Source organism: Streptomyces olivochromogenes (assembly GCF_001514115.1).
Taxonomy (GTDB): domain Bacteria; phylum Actinomycetota; class Actinomycetes; order Streptomycetales; family Streptomycetaceae; genus Streptomyces; species Streptomyces olivochromogenes.
Map to the genome: position 1 here is coordinate 24,362 of NZ_KQ948460.1, position 18,141 is coordinate 42,502.

An 18,141-nucleotide genomic window follows, 5' to 3' on the forward strand; every position below is an offset into this window, starting at 1 on the left:
GAGCAGCCGGATGGCAGAGCAGACCCACGTCCTGTTCGTCGAGGACGACGACGTCATCCGCGAGGCCACGCAGCTCGCTCTCGAGCGCGACGGCTTCGCGGTGACGGCCATGCCCGACGGGCTGTCGGGCCTGGAGGCGTTCCGCGCCGACCGTCCCGACATCGCCCTGCTGGACGTGATGGTCCCCGGACTCGACGGCGTCTCGCTGTGCCGCCGCATCCGTGACGAGTCCACCGTCCCCGTGATCATGCTGTCCGCGCGTGCCGACTCGATCGACGTCGTACTGGGCCTGGAGGCGGGCGCCGACGACTACGTGACCAAGCCCTTCGACGGGGCCGTGCTGGTCGCCCGGATCCGCGCCGTGCTGCGCCGTTTCGGACACGCGAGCGGTCCGAACGGAGCCCCCGAAGAGGCCTCGTCCGTCGACGGCGGGGTGCTCTCCTTCGGTGACCTGGAGATCGACACCGAGGGCATGGAGGTGCTCAGGGGCGGTACGCCGGTGGCTCTGACGCCCACCGAGATGCGGCTGCTGCTGGAGTTCTCCTCCGCGCCGGGTACGGTGCTGAGCCGCGACAAGCTGCTCGAACGCGTGTGGGACTACGGCTGGGGCGGGGACACCCGTGTCGTCGACGTCCACGTACAGCGGCTGCGGACGAAGATCGGCCAGGACCGGATCGAGACGGTCCGTGGCTTCGGCTACAAGTTGAAGGCCTGAGCAGGGGTATGCGGGGGATATTTCGGCGCCGGACTCCGGCGGGCGGCGACGGCCCGACCGGCCGCACCAGACCGGCCGACGAGCGCGACGGGGGCGCCGGGCGCGGGCCGGTCAACGGGTACGGTCCCGCCGACGGGCGCGGGCCGGTCAACGGATACGGCTCTGTGACGGGGAGCGGTCCGGTGACCGGGAGCGGTCGGACCGGCTGGAACACACCTGCCGGCGGCCGGGGCACGCCCATCGACCGAGGCACGCCCATCGACCGGGGCACGCCCGTTCGTCGCGGCACGCCCGTCGGCCGGGGCCCATCCGCCCGCCGCGGCGCGCCTGTGGGCCTGCGCATGGCGGCCGCCGCCGGGAACTCCGGCATTCGCACGGGTATCCGGTGGAAGCTCAGCGCGGCGATCGCCATGGTCGGCGCGCTGGTCGCGGTCGCGCTCAGCCTCGTCGTGCACAACGCGGCACGCGTCTCGATGCTCGACAACTCGCGCGACCTGGCGGACGAGCGCATCACGGTCGCCGAGCGCATGTACGAGTCCGGGCGGACCCAGGCCTTCGGGGTCAAGGTCGACGACCCGGCCATCCCGAAGGACCTGCTGGCGAAGGTCATGCAGGGCCGGCGGGCCACCTTTGTGGCCGACCGTCCGAACGGGGTCCCCGACATCTGGGCGGCCGTACCCCTCAAGGACGGCCGTGTCCTCTCGCTCCACACCGGTTTCACGGACCGCAACACCGACGTCATGAAGGACCTCGACCAGGCGCTGATCATCGGCTCGATCGCGGTCGTCTTCGGCGGCAGCGCGCTCGGCGTGCTGATCGGCGGCCAGCTCTCGCGCCGGCTGCGCAAGGCCGCCGCCGCGGCGAACCAGGTCGCCAAGGGGGAGACCGACGTACGGGTACGGGAAGCGATCGGCGGGGTCGTACGGGACGAGACCGACGACCTCGCGCGCGCGGTGGACGCCATGGCGGACGCGCTCCAGCAGCGCATCGAGGCCGAGCGCCGGGTGACCGCCGACATCGCCCACGAACTGCGCACGCCGGTGACCGGCCTGCTGACGGCGGCGGAGCTCCTTCCCCCCGGCCGCCCCACGGAACTCGTCCGCGACCGTGCCCAGGCGATGCGGACCCTCGTCGAGGACGTCCTCGAAGTGGCGCGGCTGGACGGCGCCTCCGAGCGGGCCGAACTCCAGGACATCCTGCTCGGCGAGTTCGTGTCGCGGCGGGTGGCCGCCAAGGACGCGGACGTCGACGTACGTGTGATCCACGAGTCGGAGGTCACGACGGATCCGCGTCGACTGGAGCGCGTGCTGTTCAATCTGCTGGCCAACGCGGCACGGCACGGCAAGCCGCCGATCGAGGTCTCGGTCGAGGGCCGGGTCATCCGGGTCCGCGATCACGGTCCCGGCTTCCCCGAGGAGCTTCTCGCCGAGGGCCCCAGCCGTTTCCGCACCGGCAGCAGCGACCGCTCGGGCCACGGTCACGGTCTCGGCCTCACCATCGCGGCCGGTCAGGCCCGGGTGCTCGGTGCCCGGCTGACGTTCCGCAACGTCCGGCCGGCGGGAGCCCCGGAGCACGTGCCCGCGGAGGGTGCGGTCGCGGTGCTGTGGCTGCCGGAACACGCGCCGACGAACACCGGCAGTTATCCGATGCTGCCGACCTGACCCTGGTGACCGAGTACCGGTTGCCGTTGCTGTTGCCGTTGCTGTTGCCGTAGTCGTTGCCGTTGCCGTAGTCGTTGCTGTTGCCGTAGTCGTTGCTGTTGCCGTAGTCGTCGCGGGAGCCGTCACTGTCGGCCGGGCCCGGCTCGGCCCGATCCCCCGCCCGCCCACCCGATTCGTTTCGGCTGCGGGCCGGTGGGGGCTGGGCGCGCAGTTCCCCGCGCCCCTCAAAACCTCGGCGCTCCCGGCGTTGTGAAGACAAGGCCGAACGCGTACAGGAGAAGACCCCCGGGGCGGACACTCCGGGGGTCTTCGGATCAAGCGGGGTTGGGTCGGGCGAGGCCGGGTCAGGTGATGTCGGGTCGGGCGACTTCAGACGGTCTCGGCGACGGTCGGCTTCGGCGCCGAGTCGCTCACCGCACCCTCGCCCGAACCCTCCGGCGCTCCCGCCCCCCGCAGCGGAACCTCCTTCACGAACACCGCAGCCACCAGCGCCCCCAGCGACACCACCGCACCCAGCAGGAACGCGGAGTGCGTTCCGGAGGACACCGCGAACTGGTACGCCTCCCGCGCCGCGGCCGGCAACTTGGCCAGGCTCGCCGCGTCCAGCTGTGCCGACTGCTCGGTGACCTTGGACCCCAACGCCCCGGCCCGCTCGGTCATCACGTCCTGGACCCGCTGGTTGAACAGCGCACCCATGATCGCGACGCCGAAGGAGGAGCCGAGCGTACGGAAGAGGGTGGTGGACGAGGACGCGACGCCCATGTCCTTCATCTCGACACTGTTCTGCGCGACCAGCATGGTGATCTGCATCAGGCAGCCCATGCCGAGGCCGAGTACGGCCATGTACAGCCCGGAGGTGAACCGGGTCGTGCTGGTGTCCATCTGGGACAGCAGGAACAGGCCGACCGCCATGAGGACGCCGCCGACGATCGGGAAGGCCTTGTAGCGCCCGGTGCCGGTGGTGACCCGACCGGCGACCATCGAGGTCACCAGCATCGCGCCGAGCATCGGCAGCAGGAGCAGCCCGGAGTTGGTCGCGGACGCGCCCTGCACGGACTGCTGGTACAGCGGCAGGAAGAGCGTGGCGCCGAACATCACGAAGCCGGTGATGAAGCCGATGATCGACATCAGCGTGAAGTTGCGGCTGCGGAAGATGTGCAGCGGCATGATCGGCGCGGCGGCCTTGGTCTGCACGAAGACGAAGCCGACCAGCGCGGCGACACCGATGCCGATGAGCTCCATGATCCTGGCCGAGCCCCAGGCGTACTCGCTGCCGCCCCAGGTGGTGACCAGCACGATGGACGAGATACCGAGGGCCAGCAGTCCGGCACCGAGGTAGTCGATCTTCGCCTGGACGCGCTTCTTCGGCAGGTGCAGTACGGCACTGATGGCGAGGAGCGCGACGATGCCGAGCGGCAGGTTGATGTAGAAGGACCAGCGCCAGCCCCAGTGGTCGGTGATGGTGCCGCCGATGAGCGGTCCGCCGATCATGGCGAGCGCCATGATGCCGGCCATCATGCCCTGGTACTTGCCGCGCTCCCGCGGCGGAATCAGGTCACCGATGATCGCCATGACACCGACCATCAGACCACCGGCGCCCAGGCCCTGAACGGCGCGGAAGCCGATGAGCTGCCCCATGTCCTGGGCCATACCGCTGAGCGCGGAGCCGACCAGGAAGATCACGATCGAGGTCATGAAGGCGCCCTTGCGCCCGTACATGTCGCCGAGCTTGCCCCAGATGGGGGTGGAGGCGGCGGTCGCGAGGGTGTACGCGGTGACGACCCATGACAGGTGCTGGAGGCCGCCCAGCTCGCCCACGATCGTCGGCATAGCCGTGCCCACGATCATGTTGTCGAGCATGGCCAGCATCATTGTGATCATGAGCGCGAGCAGCACGACGCGTACGCTGCGCGGTTGTTTCTCGGTCTCTATGACCGCTTCCTTGTTGTCCGCCACGGTTCCACTCCCCTGGGTACTTACTTGCCGCCCGGCAAGTTGACTACACTGAGGGAAGTTAGACCGGTAACTAGCCGGGCGTCAAGTAAGTTTTCCTGGATTTGCCAGTCGGACGACACGTACGTTTCAGGGAGTGCGAGGAGTACAGGGATGGGCGGCGACACCATGGACGGCACCAAGCGACAGCGCCGCGGGGACACCCGCCAGCGCATCCAGGACGTCGCCCTCGAACTCTTCTCCGAGCACGGCTACGAGAAGACCTCGCTGCGCGAGATCGCCGAGCACCTCGACGTCACGAAGGCCGCGCTGTACTACCACTTCAAGACCAAGGAAGACATCCTCATCAGTCTCTTCCAGGACCTGTCCAGGCCCATGGACGAGCTGATCGAGTGGGCGCGGCAGCAGCCTCGCACGCTGGAGACGAAGCAGGAGATCCTGCGCCGCTACAGCAACGCGCTCGCCGAGGCGGCCCCGCTCTTCCGCTTCATGCAGGAGAACCAGGCGGCCGTCCGCGAGCTGCGCACGGGCGAGGACTTCAAGGACCGCATGATCCGGATGGTCGGCCTGCTCAAGGAGCCGGACGCCGATCTGACGGACCAGGTGCGTTGCATCAGCGCGCTGTTCTCGATGCACGCCGGGATGTTCTTGCTCAAGGACGTCGAAGGCGACCCCGAGGAGAAGCGCAAGGCCGTCCTCGAGGTCGCGATCGACTTGGTGACGCAGGCGCACGGTGGCACCGTCGTCACCCCTGAAGCGTCTTAGACGGTCACGCCCTGGCCGCGCAGGAAGGCGACCGGGTTGACCGCGGAACCGTAGTTCGGGGTCGTGCGGATCTCGAAGTGCAGGTGCGGGCCGGTGGAGTTGCCCGTGCTGCCGGAGAGCGCGATGTGCTGGCCGGTCGCGACGACCTGACCGATCCGCACGTCTATCCGGGACAGGTGGGCGTACTGCGAGTAGGTCCCGTTGCCGTGCTTGATGACGACGGCGTTGCCGTACGCGGGACCGTCACCGGCGCCGTTGCCGCCGGCCTTGACGACGGTGCCGCCGTGCGCGGCGACGACCTCGGTGCCGGTGGGCACGGCGAAGTCCTGGCCGGAGTGGTTGTGCTGCCACAGGTTGCCGGCCTGGTTGAAGCCCGCGGAGAGCGTGTACCTCTTCACCGGGTCGACCCAGGAGGCGGTCGCCTTGGTGGCGGCCGTCTTCACGGCGGCCTGCGGGGCCGCCTCGGTGGCGGCGGCCGCGACCCCGGCGCCCAGTACGGCCGTGGCACCCACGCCGACGGCCAGGACGGCCGCCCTGGAGCGGAGCAGGGACATACGGGAGTGGCGGGACGTGACGCGCTTCGACATGCGGAACCTCATGGGAACGGAGACGGGGGTCAGGTCCACCCGACGGACACGTTGTCGCCGAGTGGGCCATCCCTTGGTAACCCGAGTCCTGGCCGTCCCACAAAGTCCCCATCTACGACGCCAGGTCGTAGTTCACCCTAAAATTTCCAGCTTCTTGACAGACGCCCCAGCCCGTATCGAATACGCCCGATTTTTCAGAGTAGAGACGTTTAAACCCACTTACGGGCGTTGCGTTCCGGCGCGATACAGCCCTCGCCGCACCGCCGACCACGACACCGCACACCCCACGGGGGTTGTGCACCATTACGTCCGTTTTGCCCAACGCCGGTTGCCTACTACCCGCCCTAGTAAGGGAAAAATCGCCTGTGCGTCATGTCACCGCGAGGGCGTGTCACAAGGCTGTGCGGGACCCTCGGCACCGACCGCACTCCCCCGACCTGCGACAGGCCCTACTGTGGTCTCGCAGCCGTCACCGTGCCGTCCGGGGGAGCGTCATGGAACCAGCAGCCATAGGCGCCAAACTGGCCTCGAGCGTGGTCGCGCCGCTCGTCAGAAAGCTGTTCGTGGCGGACGGGCCGGGCGCCGGGCTGGTCGAGAAGCCACTGCGGATCTCCGGGTTCGTCTCCTTCAGGGGAGAGAAGCGAACCCTCGGGGAGAAGGAGCTGACCACGCTGGCCGCCGAGCTGGTCGCACGAGCCCTGCGCACCGGCGAACGCCCGCCGGCCCCCGACGAGGAGCAGGCCGTCGTCCACGCCCTCGCCGACACCCTGCACGCCCTCGGCGACCTCACCATGACCGACGTACAGGCCGTGGAACTCGGTCACGAGGCGCTCGCCCTGCGGCTGCGCGCCGCGAGCGGCAACCCCGAGCGGGACCTCTCCTTCGACGCGACCCTGTTCTACGAGCGGATCCTGAGCGCCGCCTGCCTGCACATCCTGCACTTCTTCACCCAGCGCTCGGCCTTCGTGGCCCGCACGCTGGTGGAGCAGAGCCGCAGGCAGAGCGAACTCATCGCCAAGGTGGACCAGCTGATCGCGCGGACTCCGCCGCCCGGCGGCACGGATCCCGCCTTCGAACAGCGGTACCTCGCGTACGTCGCGACCAAGCACAGCCGGCTCACCATCTACGGCATCGATCTCGTCAACTCCCCCGAGCGCTGGCCCCTCGACGCCGCCTACCTCAGCCTGCAAGCCGTACGGGCCACCGAGGACGCGGAGGCGACCGGCCCGAGCGGGACGCACATCGCGGCCGCCGGCAGCACCCTCCCCGCCGACCAGGCCCTCGCCGAACAGGACCTGGTGCTGCTGCGCGGAGTGGCCGGCTCCGGAAAGACCACCCTCGTGCAGTGGCTGGCCGTGACCGCGGCCCGGGGCGAGCGCGGCGACCGGATCCCGTTCGTCCTGCCCCTGCGCACGCTCGTACGCCGCCCCGACGGACTCCCGGCACCCGACGGTTTCCTCGCCGCCGCCCGCGTGCCCTTCCACGCCACCCAGCCGGACGGCTGGAGCGACCGCGTCCTCGGCGCCGGGCGCGGGCTGCTCCTCGTCGACGGCATCGACGAGATCCCCGAACGCGACCGCGAGCGGACCCGCCGCTGGCTGCGCGAGCTGCTGGACGTCTATCCCGGCAACCAGTGGCTGGTGACCTCCCGCCCCTCGGCCGTCCGCGAGGACTGGCTCACCCCCGACGGCTTCACCGAGCTCGCCCTCACCCCCATGAGCCGCGACGACGTCACCGCCTTCATCCGCCGCTGGCACACGGCGGCCCGGCTCGACGCCCCGGACACCGACCGCCTCGACGGCTACGAACACTCCCTCCTCACCGCCGTCGGCACCAAGCCCGACCTCGGCCGGCTCGCCACCAACCCGCTGATGTGCGGGCTGATCTGCGCGCTGCACCGCGACCGGCGGGGCTATCTGCCGCACGGCCGGCAGGAGCTGTACGACGCCGCCCTGTCCATGCTGCTGTCGCGCCGCGACGAGGAGCGCGACATGTTCGCACCCGAACGCACCGGCGGCATCCACCTCACGGAACTCCCGCAGGTCCAGCTCCTCCAGCGCCTGGCCTACTGGCTCATCCGCAACAACCAGTCCGAGATGGACCGCGACCGTGCCGAACGCATCGTCGCCGACGTCCTGCCGTCCCTCCCGTCCGCCGCCGCGCAGGGCGACGCCCCGGCGATCCTGCGCCACCTTCTCGTCCGCAGCGGCCTGCTCCGCGAACCCACCCTCGGCACCGTCGAGTTCGTCCACCGCACCTTCCAGGACTACCTGGGCGCACGGGCGGCGGTGGAGGACGGGGACTTCGGACTGCTGGCGCGAGGCGCCTTCGACTCCCAGTGGTCGGACGTGATCCGGATGGCGGTCGCCCACGCCCGCCCCCGCGAACGGGCCGACCTCCTGGCCGACTTGACCAAGTCCGCCGAGGAGACGTCCGGAGCGGCGGGTACGCGGATACGACTTCTCGCCCTGGCCGCGCTGGAACACGCCACGGAACTCGACCCCCAAGTCCGCGCGGCCGTGGAGCGGAACGCCGCCTCGCTCATCCCGCCCCGTACGACCGAGGAGGCCCGCACCCTCGCCGACGCGGGCCCGCTCGTCCTGGAGCTGCTGCCCGGACCCGAGGGGCTCACCGACGATCAGGCCCGGGCCGTGGTCATCACCGCGTCACTCATCGGCACGGACGCGGCGCTCCCGGTCCTGTCCCGCTTCCGGTCGCATCCGTCGCTGCCCGTACGGGCCCAACTCACCTGGACCGCCCACCGCTTCGACACCCGGCGCTACACGGCCGACGTGATCGCCCATCTGCCGTCGGACGACCTGTACTTCTGCGCGCACACCGCCGACCAGCTGCGCGCCCTGCGCGACCTCGGCGGCCGCCCCATGCTCCAGGTCGTCGGGGACATCGACGCGGACGACCTACGCGAGGGCCTGCTGCCGGACCAGCTGTGTGAACTCGTCGTACGCGACAACCGGATCCTGCGCGACATGACGTTCCTGTCGGAGCAGGGGCGCCTCACGCACCTGGACATCAGCGGCAGCAACCCGAACATCGACGACCTCACCCCGCTCGCCGGACTGCCCCTGAAATGGCTTTCGATGGATGCCGTGCCAGGACTCGAGAAGCCGGGTGCCCTGACGCCACTCTCCGTCTCCCGGACTCTACGGATGCTCGACATCGGTTTTCCGCTGTACGGCGACTCCCTCGACGCCGCTCTCCCCCGGAATCTGCCACTGACGTATCTGCGGTTCACCAGGAACGCTCTGCGGCACACCGGATTGCGCGGCCTGAGGCATATGCACTCGCTGAAGCAGCTGAGTCTGGCCACACTCCCCGAAAACCTCACCTCCGAGGACTTCGAGGAGATCACCAGGCTTCCCGCTCTACAAGAACTTCGTGTGAACTGGAATGCCGTCGGGTGGAGCGCGGGTCCGGTACTGCCGAACGTGACGATCCTGCGGCTCAACAAGTTCACAGGAAACGAAGACCTCTCAAATGTCCCGGCCCTCTTTCCCGGCCTGCGCAGGGTCACGTTCCATCTCGCCCCGGACGTGACCGACGTACCGGAACATCTCCTGGCGTTCTTCCCGGACACCGCGGCCGTCACCATCGAGAAAACGGACAGCGTGGTGTGAAAAAAGGGGCTGCCCCGGGACCGAGGTCCCGGGGCAGCCCCTTCGTTCAGGCGAGCGCCGAGCGCTACGCCTCCTTGCTCAGGTTGGGTCCTGCCCCACCAGCGGCCTGCTCGATCGGCGGGACGTCGGGCAGCGCCGACTTCTCCTCACCGCGGAAGGTGAAGGTCTTGGTGTCGCCCTCGCCCTCCGTGTCGACGACCACGATGTGACCGGGGCGCAGCTCACCGAAGAGGATCTTCTCCGAGAGCGTGTCCTCGATCTCGCGCTGGATCGTGCGACGCAGCGGCCGCGCGCCCAGGACGGGGTCGTAACCCTTCTTGGACAGCAGTTCCTTGGCGGACTGGGAGAGCTCGATGCCCATGTCCCGGTCCTTGAGGCGCTCGTCGACCTTGCCGACCATCAGGTCGACGATCTTGAGGATGTCCTCCTGCGTCAGCTGCGGGAAGACGACCACGTCGTCGACGCGGTTGAGGAACTCGGGGCGGAAGTGCTGCTTGAGCTCGTCCGACACCTTGTTCTTCATGCGCTCGTAGTTCGACTTCGTGTCACCCGTGGCCGCGAAGCCCAGGTTGAAGCCCTTCGAGATGTCCCGCGTGCCGAGGTTGGTCGTCATGATGATGACCGTGTTCTTGAAGTCCACGACCCGGCCCTGGGAGTCGGTCAGGCGACCGTCCTCCAGGATCTGCAGCAGCGAGTTGAAGATGTCCGGGTGGGCCTTCTCGACCTCGTCGAAGAGGACCACCGAGAACGGCTTGCGCCGCACCTTCTCCGTCAGCTGACCGCCCTCTTCGTAGCCCACGTATCCGGGGGGCGAACCGAAGAGACGCGACACCGTGTGCTTCTCGCTGAACTCCGACATGTCGAGGGAGATCAGCGCGTCCTCGTCACCGAAGAGGAACTCGGCGAGGGCCTTGGACAGCTCGGTCTTACCGACACCGGACGGGCCCGCGAAGATGAACGAACCACCCGGACGCTTCGGGTCCTTCAGACCGGCCCGCGTACGACGGATCGCCTTCGAGAGCGCCTTGACGGCGTCCTTCTGGCCGATGACCCGCTTGTGGAGCTCGTCCTCCATGCGCAGCAGACGCGAGGACTCCTCCTCGGTCAGCTTGAAGACGGGGATGCCGGTCGCGGTCGCGAGGACCTCGGCGATCAGCTCGCCGTCGACCTCGGCGACGACGTCCATGTCGCCGGCCTTCCACTCCTTCTCGCGCTTGGCCTTCGCAGCCAGCAGCTGCTTCTCCTTGTCGCGGAGAGAGGCCGCCTTCTCGAAGTCCTGGGAGTCGATGGCCGACTCCTTGTCGCGGCGGACGCCCGCGATCTTCTCGTCGAACTCGCGGAGGTCCGGCGGCGCGGTCATCCGGCGGATGCGCATCCGGGACCCGGCCTCGTCGATGAGGTCGATCGCCTTGTCCGGCAGGAAGCGGTCCGAGATGTACCGGTCGGCCAGGGTGGCGGCCTGGACCAGCGCCTCGTCCGTGATGGAGACCCGGTGGTGCGCCTCGTAGCGGTCGCGCAGGCCCTTGAGGATCTCGATCGTGTGGGGGAGGGAAGGCTCCGCCACCTGGATCGGCTGGAAGCGGCGCTCGAGGGCCGCGTCCTTCTCGAGGTGCTTGCGGTACTCGTCCAGGGTCGTCGCACCGATGGTCTGGAGCTCACCGCGCGCCAGCATCGGCTTCAGGATCGACGCCGCGTCGATGGCGCCCTCGGCGGCACCCGCACCCACGAGCGTGTGCAGCTCGTCGATGAACAGGATGATGTCGCCGCGGGTGCGGATCTCCTTGAGGACCTTCTTCAGCCGCTCCTCGAAGTCACCGCGGTAGCGGGAACCGGCGACCAGCGCGCCCAGGTCGAGGGTGTAGAGGTGCTTGTCCTTGAGGGTCTCGGGCACCTCGCCCTTGACGATGGCCTGCGCCAGGCCCTCGACGACGGCGGTCTTGCCGACGCCGGGCTCGCCGATGAGGACCGGGTTGTTCTTGGTACGGCGGGACAGCACCTGCATGACCCGCTCGATCTCCTTCTCGCGCCCGATGACCGGGTCGAGCTTAGACTCACGAGCGGCCTGGGTGAGGTTCCGGCCGAACTGATCGAGGACCAGGGACGTGGAGGGGGTGCCCTCGGCAGGACCGCCGGCGGTGGCGGTCTCCTTGCCCTGGTAGCCGGAGAGCAGCTGGATGACCTGCTGCCGCACCCGGTTGAGGTCTGCGCCCAGCTTGACCAGGACCTGGGCGGCGACGCCCTCGCCCTCTCGGATCAGGCCGAGCAGGATGTGCTCCGTGCCGATGTAGTTGTGGCCCAGCTGAAGGGCCTCGCGGAGCGAGAGCTCCAGGACCTTCTTGGCACGGGGGGTGAAGGGGATGTGCCCGGACGGGGCCTGCTGCCCCTGCCCGATGATCTCCTCCACCTGCTGGCGGACCGCCTCGAGCGAAATCCCGAGGCTCTCCAGGGCCTTAGCGGCGACACCCTCACCCTCGTGGATCAGGCCCAGGAGGATGTGCTCGGTGCCGATGTAGTTGTGGTTGAGCATCCGGGCTTCTTCCTGAGCCAGGACGACAACCCGCCGCGCGCGGTCGGTGAACCTCTCGAACATCGTTAATCGCTCCTCAGAGCGGTCAGGCAGTGAGGGGACGCTCCCCTCGCTGTCCTTCCGCAGCTTAGTCCCGCAAGCGGGGACCGCTCATTCCAACTGCCGACACCGTCCTTGGCCTCCTGACCCCGAACGCCGACATCTGCTCCAACCTGATGGTGCGAGACGATGTTCCCGCAGGCCAGGCAGATACCCTCACGAGCTGTACGCCGATGGCGAACGTGAGATGCCCGAGCCATGCGTGTCGCCCCTCTCATTAGGGATGTCTTACCCGTACGCACTGACACTCCATGCCACGCGCACCGGTTCCCTCCGCTACGGGCGAACATCCTTGCGCCATCGATCGCCCCCACACGCCCTTTCTTTCGACACTCAGCGCACATGACGAAACACCCAGCGTAACTCTGGAGCCCTTCTGACGGTTGCTCCTGACATGCTTCCCACTGTCCCCCTCCCCCGCCGCCCGCTCCACCCGAGCGACCCGGTGCGCCAGTGGTACGAGAACGAACTCGGCTGGGCGACAGTGCCCGGTTCGCCGCTACGACTGGCCGCCGGCCTGCGCTTCGACGTCCTGGACGTCCCTGCGGAGGCGGGTGTCAGGGCCTTGCGACACCTGGGACCGGCCTCTCCGGTGGCACTGCACGCAAGCCGATCGGCGCCGTGCGAGGATCCGGCGGCTCGGCGTGAGAAGTGGCCGGCCCGGCACGGAAAGCGGATGTGGCTACTGGTGGCCGCGGGAAGCGCGGAGGAGCTGCCGGGGCTGCTCGACTGGCTGGAGTGGGGCGCTCTGGCGCTCGATCTCACGGCGATCGGCGCGGGCGGGAGCATCGAGGCTCCGCTGCCGCCGGGGGTGCCCGAGGGGCCACTCACCGCGGACGGGGCCGGGACGTACGGGCCCGGCGGGTCCGGTCCACAGGGGGCCGCCGTCTGGCTGCGGCCCCCCGAGCCGGGGTGCGAGGTGGAACCCACGTTGCCGACTCTGTCGGCCGTGGGGGGCGGTGGGGGCGCCCCCGATCTCGTACGACTCGTGGACACGGTGGCGACGCAGTGCCACCGGGTCCGGCTGCGACGCGCGTGCGCCCAGCCGCCGGCCTACTCGTAGGCCTTGGCTGGGCAACTGGGCCATGGGCCTCGACTCAGCCGTTGGCCTTCTCGTAGGCCTCGCGAATGGACGCCGGAACGCGGCCACGGTCGTTGACCTCGTAACCGTTCTCCTTCGCCCACGCGCGGATCTGTGCGGTGTCCTGGCTGCCGCCGGTGGCGACACGCGCCTTTCCACGCCCCCCTGCAGCGCGACCTCCGGTACGACGACCACCCTTCACGTAGGGCTCGAGAAGGCCACGGAGCTTGTCCGCATTGGCGGTCGTGAGATCGATTTCGTACGTCTTGCCGTCCAGCGCGAACGTCACGGTCTCGTCCGCCTCGCCACCGTCGAGGTCGTCGACAAGAAGGACCTGAACCTTCTGTGCCACCGGATTTCCTTTCATCGATAACTTGAGGGTCGAGGGCCTGCGGCGTCTGCCGCTGTTTCACGTCCCCTGTTATATGCAGTACTGCAGTACGTCGGAAAGCAAACCGCTTTTGCTGGAAAAACACAAACCCCTGGGTGAGACTCGGGGGCCGCGGGAAGACCGGAAACGTGCGCGTTTCGGACATAGGGAACGCGGGCAAGGCGGTCGGACGGAATAGTCGCCGGCGATCACAGATGCAGAAGCATCCGGCTGTTGCCCAAGGTGTTCGGTTTCACTCGTTCGAGACCGAGGAACTCTGCCACGCCCTCGTCATAGGAACGCAGCAGCTCGGCGTAGACATCCCTGTCGACGGGCGTCTCGCCGATCTCCACGAAGCCGTGCTTCGCGAAGAAGTCGACTTCGAAGGTCAGACAGAAAACCCGGCGAACGCCGAGCCAGCGGGCGGTCTGCAGCAACTTCTCCAGCAACTGATGACCGACGCCGACACCCTTGACCGCGGGGTTCACCGCGAGAGTGCGGACTTCCGCGAGGTCTTCCCACATGACGTGCAGCGCACCACAGCCGACCACCTCGGCGTTGTCGTCGCGTTCCGCGACCCAGAACTCCTGGATGTCCTCGTAAAGCGTCACCGTCGCTTTGTCGAGCAGGATGCTACGACGGACGTTCGCGTCGAGGAGGCGGCGCACGGCCGGGACATCACTGGTCCTGGCCCGCCGGACGGTGACGGCTTTTGCGGTGTCTTCGGGACGCGGTGCTGGATGCTCTGCTGGCATGGGCGGACGCTATCGCCCGGTGCCGCCCGGGCCGGAGTCGGGGTTCTCGCCCGGCTTCTCACCCTGCTTCTCACCGGACGCCTCGACGGGCTTCTCGTCGGGCTTCTCGACCCGCTTCTCGTCGGCGGCGTCGGGGGTTACACGTGTTTCGCCGCCGCCCTCGCCTTGTTCGGGGCCTTCTTCAGGCCCTTGCACGATGCGTACGGCATCCCGCAGCGCGCGCCGCTGTTCCTGACTCATCATGCCGAAGAAGGCGACGAGAGCGGCGGCGGGGTTGTCGCTCTGGGACCACGCGTCGTTCATCAGTGCGGCCGAGTAGGCGGCACGCGTGGAGACCGCCTCATATCGATAGGCCCGGCCTTCCGCCTCCCTGCGCACCCAGCCCTTCTGATGGAGATTGTCCAAAACGGTCATCACCGTGGTGTACGCGATGGACCGTTCCTGCTGAAGGTCTTCCAGGACTTCTCGAACGGTCACCGGGCGGTTCCACTTCCACACCCGCGTCATGACCGCGTCTTCGAGTTCTCCCAATGGGCGAGGCACAGCTCAGAACAATAGTGGGAGATCAGCAACAAAAAGGGCGTACGACTCGAAAAACGTATGAGAACGTATGAGTCGTACGCCGATGAGTGCCCCGGCGGGGACGCGGGCCGCGTCGGCCGGGGCAGGTGAGCCTGGTGTCGCCTCAGGCCTTGAGGTCTGGGGAGGCCTGGCGGGCGCTCTCCGCGCGCGCGAGGGCGGCGTCGACGACCGCGTCCTCCTTGGACTTGTTGGCCCCGCCCTGGGTCTTCACGATCGTCACGATCAACCCGATGAAGAACACGGCCATCACTACGGGGGGCACCAGCGCGGAGACATAGTCCATGCCCCCAGAGTAGCTAGCCCGCGGCGAGCTGTTGCGGCGGGTTCGCCGGTGGCGGCGCGGGCTTGCGCTTCGGCGGGAAGACCTCTCCCGGGGTCGGGATCGGACGGTCCGGGCGCGGGCTCCTGGCCGGGGACTGCGGCCGCGGCTCGGCGGCGGGGCTGCCCGCGGGCTTCTTCACGGGTTCCTCCGCGGCCGAGATCGCGGCCAGGCCGCCGGGCAGGGCCGTCAGGCGGGTACGGGAGGCGGGGACCGTGGGTGTGGTGCCGCGGCCCGCGAGGCGGGTGCGGACGTCCTGCTCGGCGAGGGTGCGGCAGCGGTCCAGGAGGGCGGCGGCGATGGGGTTGCCGCGCAGCGCCCGGAGCGCGGAAAGGTCGTCCGGGTCCGGATGGTAGCCCGAGCCGAGTGCCTCCTCCAGGAGGACGAGATAGCCCGCGGCGGTGCCGGGCAGGGCGGCCCGGTAGCGGGCGAGGTCGGCCAGCAGGAAGGCCCTGAGCCTGGCTCCCTCGCGGGCCGCCTCGTCGACGGACTCGGCGAGACGGAGGCAGTCCTGGACGTCTTCGGCCGAGGCGGGGGTGGGGTGGAGGGCGAGGGCGAGAGCGCGACGGAGCACACGCAGCTCCTGTGCTCCGAACGCCATGCCGCCGCGGGATCCGTAGGGCGTGGGCATGCGGTGACGATACGCGCTAATCAGACAAAATCCGCATAGGGTCTGCGCGTGTCCCTCCGGGGGTCGGCGGGAGTTCGACCGCGGGTGAGTGTCCCCCGACGCCGCCCCTGCCGGGGCCCCGCCCACCCGATCCCTTCGCCTGCGGACGGCGGGGGTTGCCCGCGCCCCAGGGCGGGGCTACGCCCCGCATTCCCCGCCCGCCGGGTTCGTTCGACTGACGGCCGGTGGGGGCTTGGCGCGCGGTTCCCCGCGCCCCTGACGGGGGGCTGCCCACGCGAGTTTTGCGGCTGCGGGACGGTGGGGGCCGGGCGCGCAGTTCCCCGCGCCCCTAAGAGCCTCGGCTCGGCCGGCGTTTGAAGGCGAGGCCGAAGGTCGCATCGCAGCCCCCGCCCGCGTCCATGCAGCCCGTCCGGCGTTCGAGGACGAGAACTCGCGGACCGATCCCCGCCCACCCCGGCCCGCGTCCTTCAGCCCGTCCGGCGATTGAGGACGAGGCCGGAGGCCGATGCCCCCGGTCCACCCACCACCCCGGCCCGTATCACTCAGCCCGTCCGGCGTTTGAGGACGAGCCGTTCGGGCGATGCGGGGGGCCGGGGGCGGAGCCCCTGGGATGGGACGGGTAGGGGCGGCGGGGGCGAGGGAAACTAGGTGCGGGACACGTTGCGTTCGTAGACCAGGCGCAAGCCGATCAGCGTGAGCCACGGCTCGTGCTCGTCGATGACGGAGGACTCGCCGAGAACCATCGGCGCCAGCCCACCCGTAGCGATGACGGTGACGTCGTCGGGATCCTCCGCCAGCTCGCGCACCATCCGGTTGACGACCCCGTCGACCTGCCCCGCGAACCCGTAGATGATCCCGGACTGCATCGCCTCGACGGTGTTCTTGCCGATGACCGCCCGCGGCCGAGCCAGCTCGATCTTGCGCAGCTGTGCCCCCCGCACTCCGAGCGCCTCGACGGAGATCTCGATGCCGGGTGCGATCACGCCCCCCGCGTACTCCCCGCGAGCGGAAACCGCGTCGAACGTCGTCGCCGTACCGAAGTCGACGACGATGGCCGGTCCCCCGTAGAGCTCGACGGCCGCCACCGCGTTGATGATGCGGTCGGCGCCCACCTCCTTGGGGTTGTCCATGAGGATCGGCACGCCCGTCTTGATACCGGGTTCCACCAGCACGGCAGGGACGTCGCCGTAGTAGCGGCGTGTCACCTCACGCAGCTCGTGCAGGACGGACGGGACCGTCGAACAGATCGCGATGCCGTCGATGCCGTCGCCCAGTTCCTCGCCGAGCAGCGGATGCATGCCCATCAGGCCCTGGAGAAGCACGGCGAGTTCGTCGGCGGTGCGGCGGGCGTCCGTGGAGATGCGCCAGTGCTCGACGATCTCCTCGCCGTCGAAGAGACCGAGGACGGTGTGCGTGTTGCCGACATCGATGGTGAGCAGCATGGGTCCTACTCCGCCTCGTCCGTCGAGGCCTGCTCCGTCGACGCCTCGCGCAGGTCGAGGCCGATGTCCAGGATCGGCGAGGAGTGGGTCAGCGCGCCCACGGCCAGGAAGTCGACGCCGGTCTTCGCGTACACCCCGGCGCCCGCGAGCGTGAGCCGCCCCGAGGCTTCGAGGAGCGCCCGGCCCTCCACGATGGCCACCGCCTCCTCGCACTCGACGGGCGTGAAGTTGTCGAGAAGGATCAGGTCGGCGCCCGCGTCCACGACCTCGCGCAGCTGGTGCAGCGTGTCGACCTCGACCTCGATCGGCACCTCCGGGAAGGCCTCACGGACGGCCTCGAAGGCCTGGGCGACGCCCCCGGCGGCGACCACGTGGTTGTCCTTGACCAGCGCCGCGTCCGACAACGACATGCGGTGGTTGACGCCACCGCCCATGCGTACCGCGAACTTCTCCAGGGCGCGCAGGCCCGGCGTCGTCTTGCGGGTGTCGCGCACGCGGGTGCTGGTGCCTTCCAGGGCGTCCGCCCACGCGCGTGTGGCGGTCGCGATGCCGGACAGCCGGCACAGCAGGTTCAGCGCGCTGCGCTCGGCGGTGAGGAGGTCACGGGTTCGGGTGGTGACGCTGAGGAGCTTCTGGCCCTCCTCGACCCGGTCGCCGTCCTCGACGTGCCGCTCCACCTCGAACTCGTCGGTGCAGACCACGGAGATGACCGCCTCGGCCACCCGCAGGCCCGCGACGACGCCCGCGTCACGGGCGACGAAGTCGGCGGTGGAGACGGCGTCCTCGGGGATGGTCGCGACGGTCGTCACGTCCACGCCGTGGTCGAGGTCCTCCTGGATGGCGACGTTCGCGATGTCCTCGACCTCCAGCGGGTCGAGTCCGGCGTCGGCGAGAAGCTGGGCGAGCGCGGGGTCGAGGCCGCACTCCATGTACGCGTCGTCGTCCGCTTCGGCGCCGCAGCCGCAGCCGTCGCCGCAGCCGCCGCTCTGGGCGAGGGGAAGGTCGGGGGTGCTCACTGC

General features: G+C 69.3%; 15 protein-coding genes. 5 read left to right on the top strand and 10 right to left on the bottom strand.

The features are described 5' to 3' along the window. Positions 1 to 10: 10 nt before the first annotated feature. Both cseB and cseC read left to right on the top strand, forming a co-directional pair. Positions 11 to 715 carry a two-component system response regulator CseB gene (gene cseB, locus AQJ27_RS25935; protein ID WP_067373632.1) on the top strand — a complete coding sequence of 235 codons (705 nt, stop codon included), beginning with the start codon at positions 11 to 13 and terminating at the stop codon, positions 713 to 715. 341 nt (positions 716 to 1,056) lie between these two features. Beyond that, positions 1,057 to 2,376: a two-component system sensor histidine kinase CseC gene (gene cseC, locus AQJ27_RS25940; protein ID WP_067373635.1), complete on the top strand. Its 1,320-nt coding sequence runs from the start codon at positions 1,057 to 1,059 to the stop codon at positions 2,374 to 2,376. Positions 2,377 to 2,745: 369 nt separating this feature from the next. Here the strand turns inward: cseC and AQJ27_RS25945 are convergent, their stop codons facing one another. Next, positions 2,746 to 4,332, bottom strand: a complete 1,587-nt coding sequence (locus AQJ27_RS25945) for an MDR family MFS transporter (RefSeq protein ID WP_067373638.1) — start codon at positions 4,330 to 4,332, stop codon at positions 2,746 to 2,748. 150 nt (positions 4,333 to 4,482) lie between these two features. On the opposite strand from AQJ27_RS25945, the gene AQJ27_RS25950 reads away from it, so the two are divergent. Next, a complete protein-coding gene (locus AQJ27_RS25950) occupies positions 4,483 to 5,094 on the top strand; it encodes a TetR/AcrR family transcriptional regulator (protein ID WP_067373641.1) in 612 nt (203 codons plus the stop codon). Here the strand turns inward: AQJ27_RS25950 and AQJ27_RS25955 are convergent. Continuing rightward, a complete protein-coding gene (locus AQJ27_RS25955) occupies positions 5,091 to 5,681 on the bottom strand; it encodes a M23 family metallopeptidase (protein ID WP_067373643.1) in 591 nt (196 codons plus the stop codon). The two genes, AQJ27_RS25950 and AQJ27_RS25955, sit on opposite strands and share 4 nt — an antisense overlap. Positions 5,682 to 6,175: 494 nt before the next feature. Here AQJ27_RS25955 and AQJ27_RS25960 point away from each other — a divergent pair, with 494 nt between their 5' ends. Beyond that, positions 6,176 to 9,316, top strand: coding sequence for an NACHT domain-containing protein (locus AQJ27_RS25960; protein WP_067373647.1), 3,141 nt, complete (start codon positions 6,176 to 6,178; stop codon positions 9,314 to 9,316). Positions 9,317 to 9,380: 64 nt separating this feature from the next. Here the strand turns inward: AQJ27_RS25960 and AQJ27_RS25965 are convergent, their stop codons facing one another. Continuing rightward, complete coding sequence (locus AQJ27_RS25965) at positions 9,381 to 11,906, bottom strand: ATP-dependent Clp protease ATP-binding subunit (protein ID WP_054237510.1); 2,526 nt, start codon at positions 11,904 to 11,906, stop codon at positions 9,381 to 9,383. Positions 11,907 to 12,336: 430 nt separating this feature from the next. On the opposite strand from AQJ27_RS25965, the gene AQJ27_RS25970 reads away from it, so the two are divergent. Beyond that, the gene (locus AQJ27_RS25970; RefSeq protein WP_067373650.1) at positions 12,337 to 13,005 is read left to right on the top strand and encodes an SCO3374 family protein; all 669 of its coding nucleotides are present in this window, start codon (positions 12,337 to 12,339) and stop codon (positions 13,003 to 13,005) included. Between the two features lie 34 nt (positions 13,006 to 13,039). On the opposite strand, the gene AQJ27_RS25975 is transcribed toward AQJ27_RS25970, so the two are convergent. From AQJ27_RS25975 to nadC, 7 genes are all read right to left on the bottom strand, one after another. Further along, the gene (locus AQJ27_RS25975; RefSeq protein WP_067373651.1) at positions 13,040 to 13,375 is read right to left on the bottom strand and encodes a histone-like nucleoid-structuring protein Lsr2; all 336 of its coding nucleotides are present in this window, start codon (positions 13,373 to 13,375) and stop codon (positions 13,040 to 13,042) included. A gap of 227 nt (positions 13,376 to 13,602) precedes the next feature. After that, positions 13,603 to 14,148, bottom strand: a complete 546-nt coding sequence (locus tag AQJ27_RS25980) for an amino-acid N-acetyltransferase (protein WP_054237507.1) — start codon at positions 14,146 to 14,148, stop codon at positions 13,603 to 13,605. Positions 14,149 to 14,157: 9 nt separating this feature from the next. Next, positions 14,158 to 14,655: a BlaI/MecI/CopY family transcriptional regulator gene (locus AQJ27_RS25985; RefSeq protein ID WP_235613634.1), complete on the bottom strand. Its 498-nt coding sequence runs from the start codon at positions 14,653 to 14,655 to the stop codon at positions 14,158 to 14,160. Between the two features lie 178 nt (positions 14,656 to 14,833). Continuing rightward, on the bottom strand, positions 14,834 to 15,013 hold the full coding sequence (locus tag AQJ27_RS25990; protein ID WP_067373657.1) for a hypothetical protein: 180 nt from the start codon (positions 15,011 to 15,013) through the stop codon (positions 14,834 to 14,836). A gap of 13 nt (positions 15,014 to 15,026) precedes the next feature. Continuing rightward, a complete protein-coding gene (locus AQJ27_RS25995; protein WP_067373661.1) occupies positions 15,027 to 15,650 on the bottom strand; it encodes a hypothetical protein in 624 nt (207 codons plus the stop codon). Positions 15,651 to 16,324: 674 nt separating this feature from the next. Continuing rightward, the gene (locus AQJ27_RS26000; RefSeq protein WP_067373665.1) at positions 16,325 to 17,122 is read right to left on the bottom strand and encodes a type III pantothenate kinase; all 798 of its coding nucleotides are present in this window, start codon (positions 17,120 to 17,122) and stop codon (positions 16,325 to 16,327) included. A gap of 5 nt (positions 17,123 to 17,127) precedes the next feature. Beyond that, positions 17,128 to 18,138: a carboxylating nicotinate-nucleotide diphosphorylase gene (gene nadC, locus AQJ27_RS26005; protein WP_067373667.1), complete on the bottom strand. Its 1,011-nt coding sequence runs from the start codon at positions 18,136 to 18,138 to the stop codon at positions 17,128 to 17,130. Positions 18,139 to 18,141 lie beyond the last annotated feature (3 nt).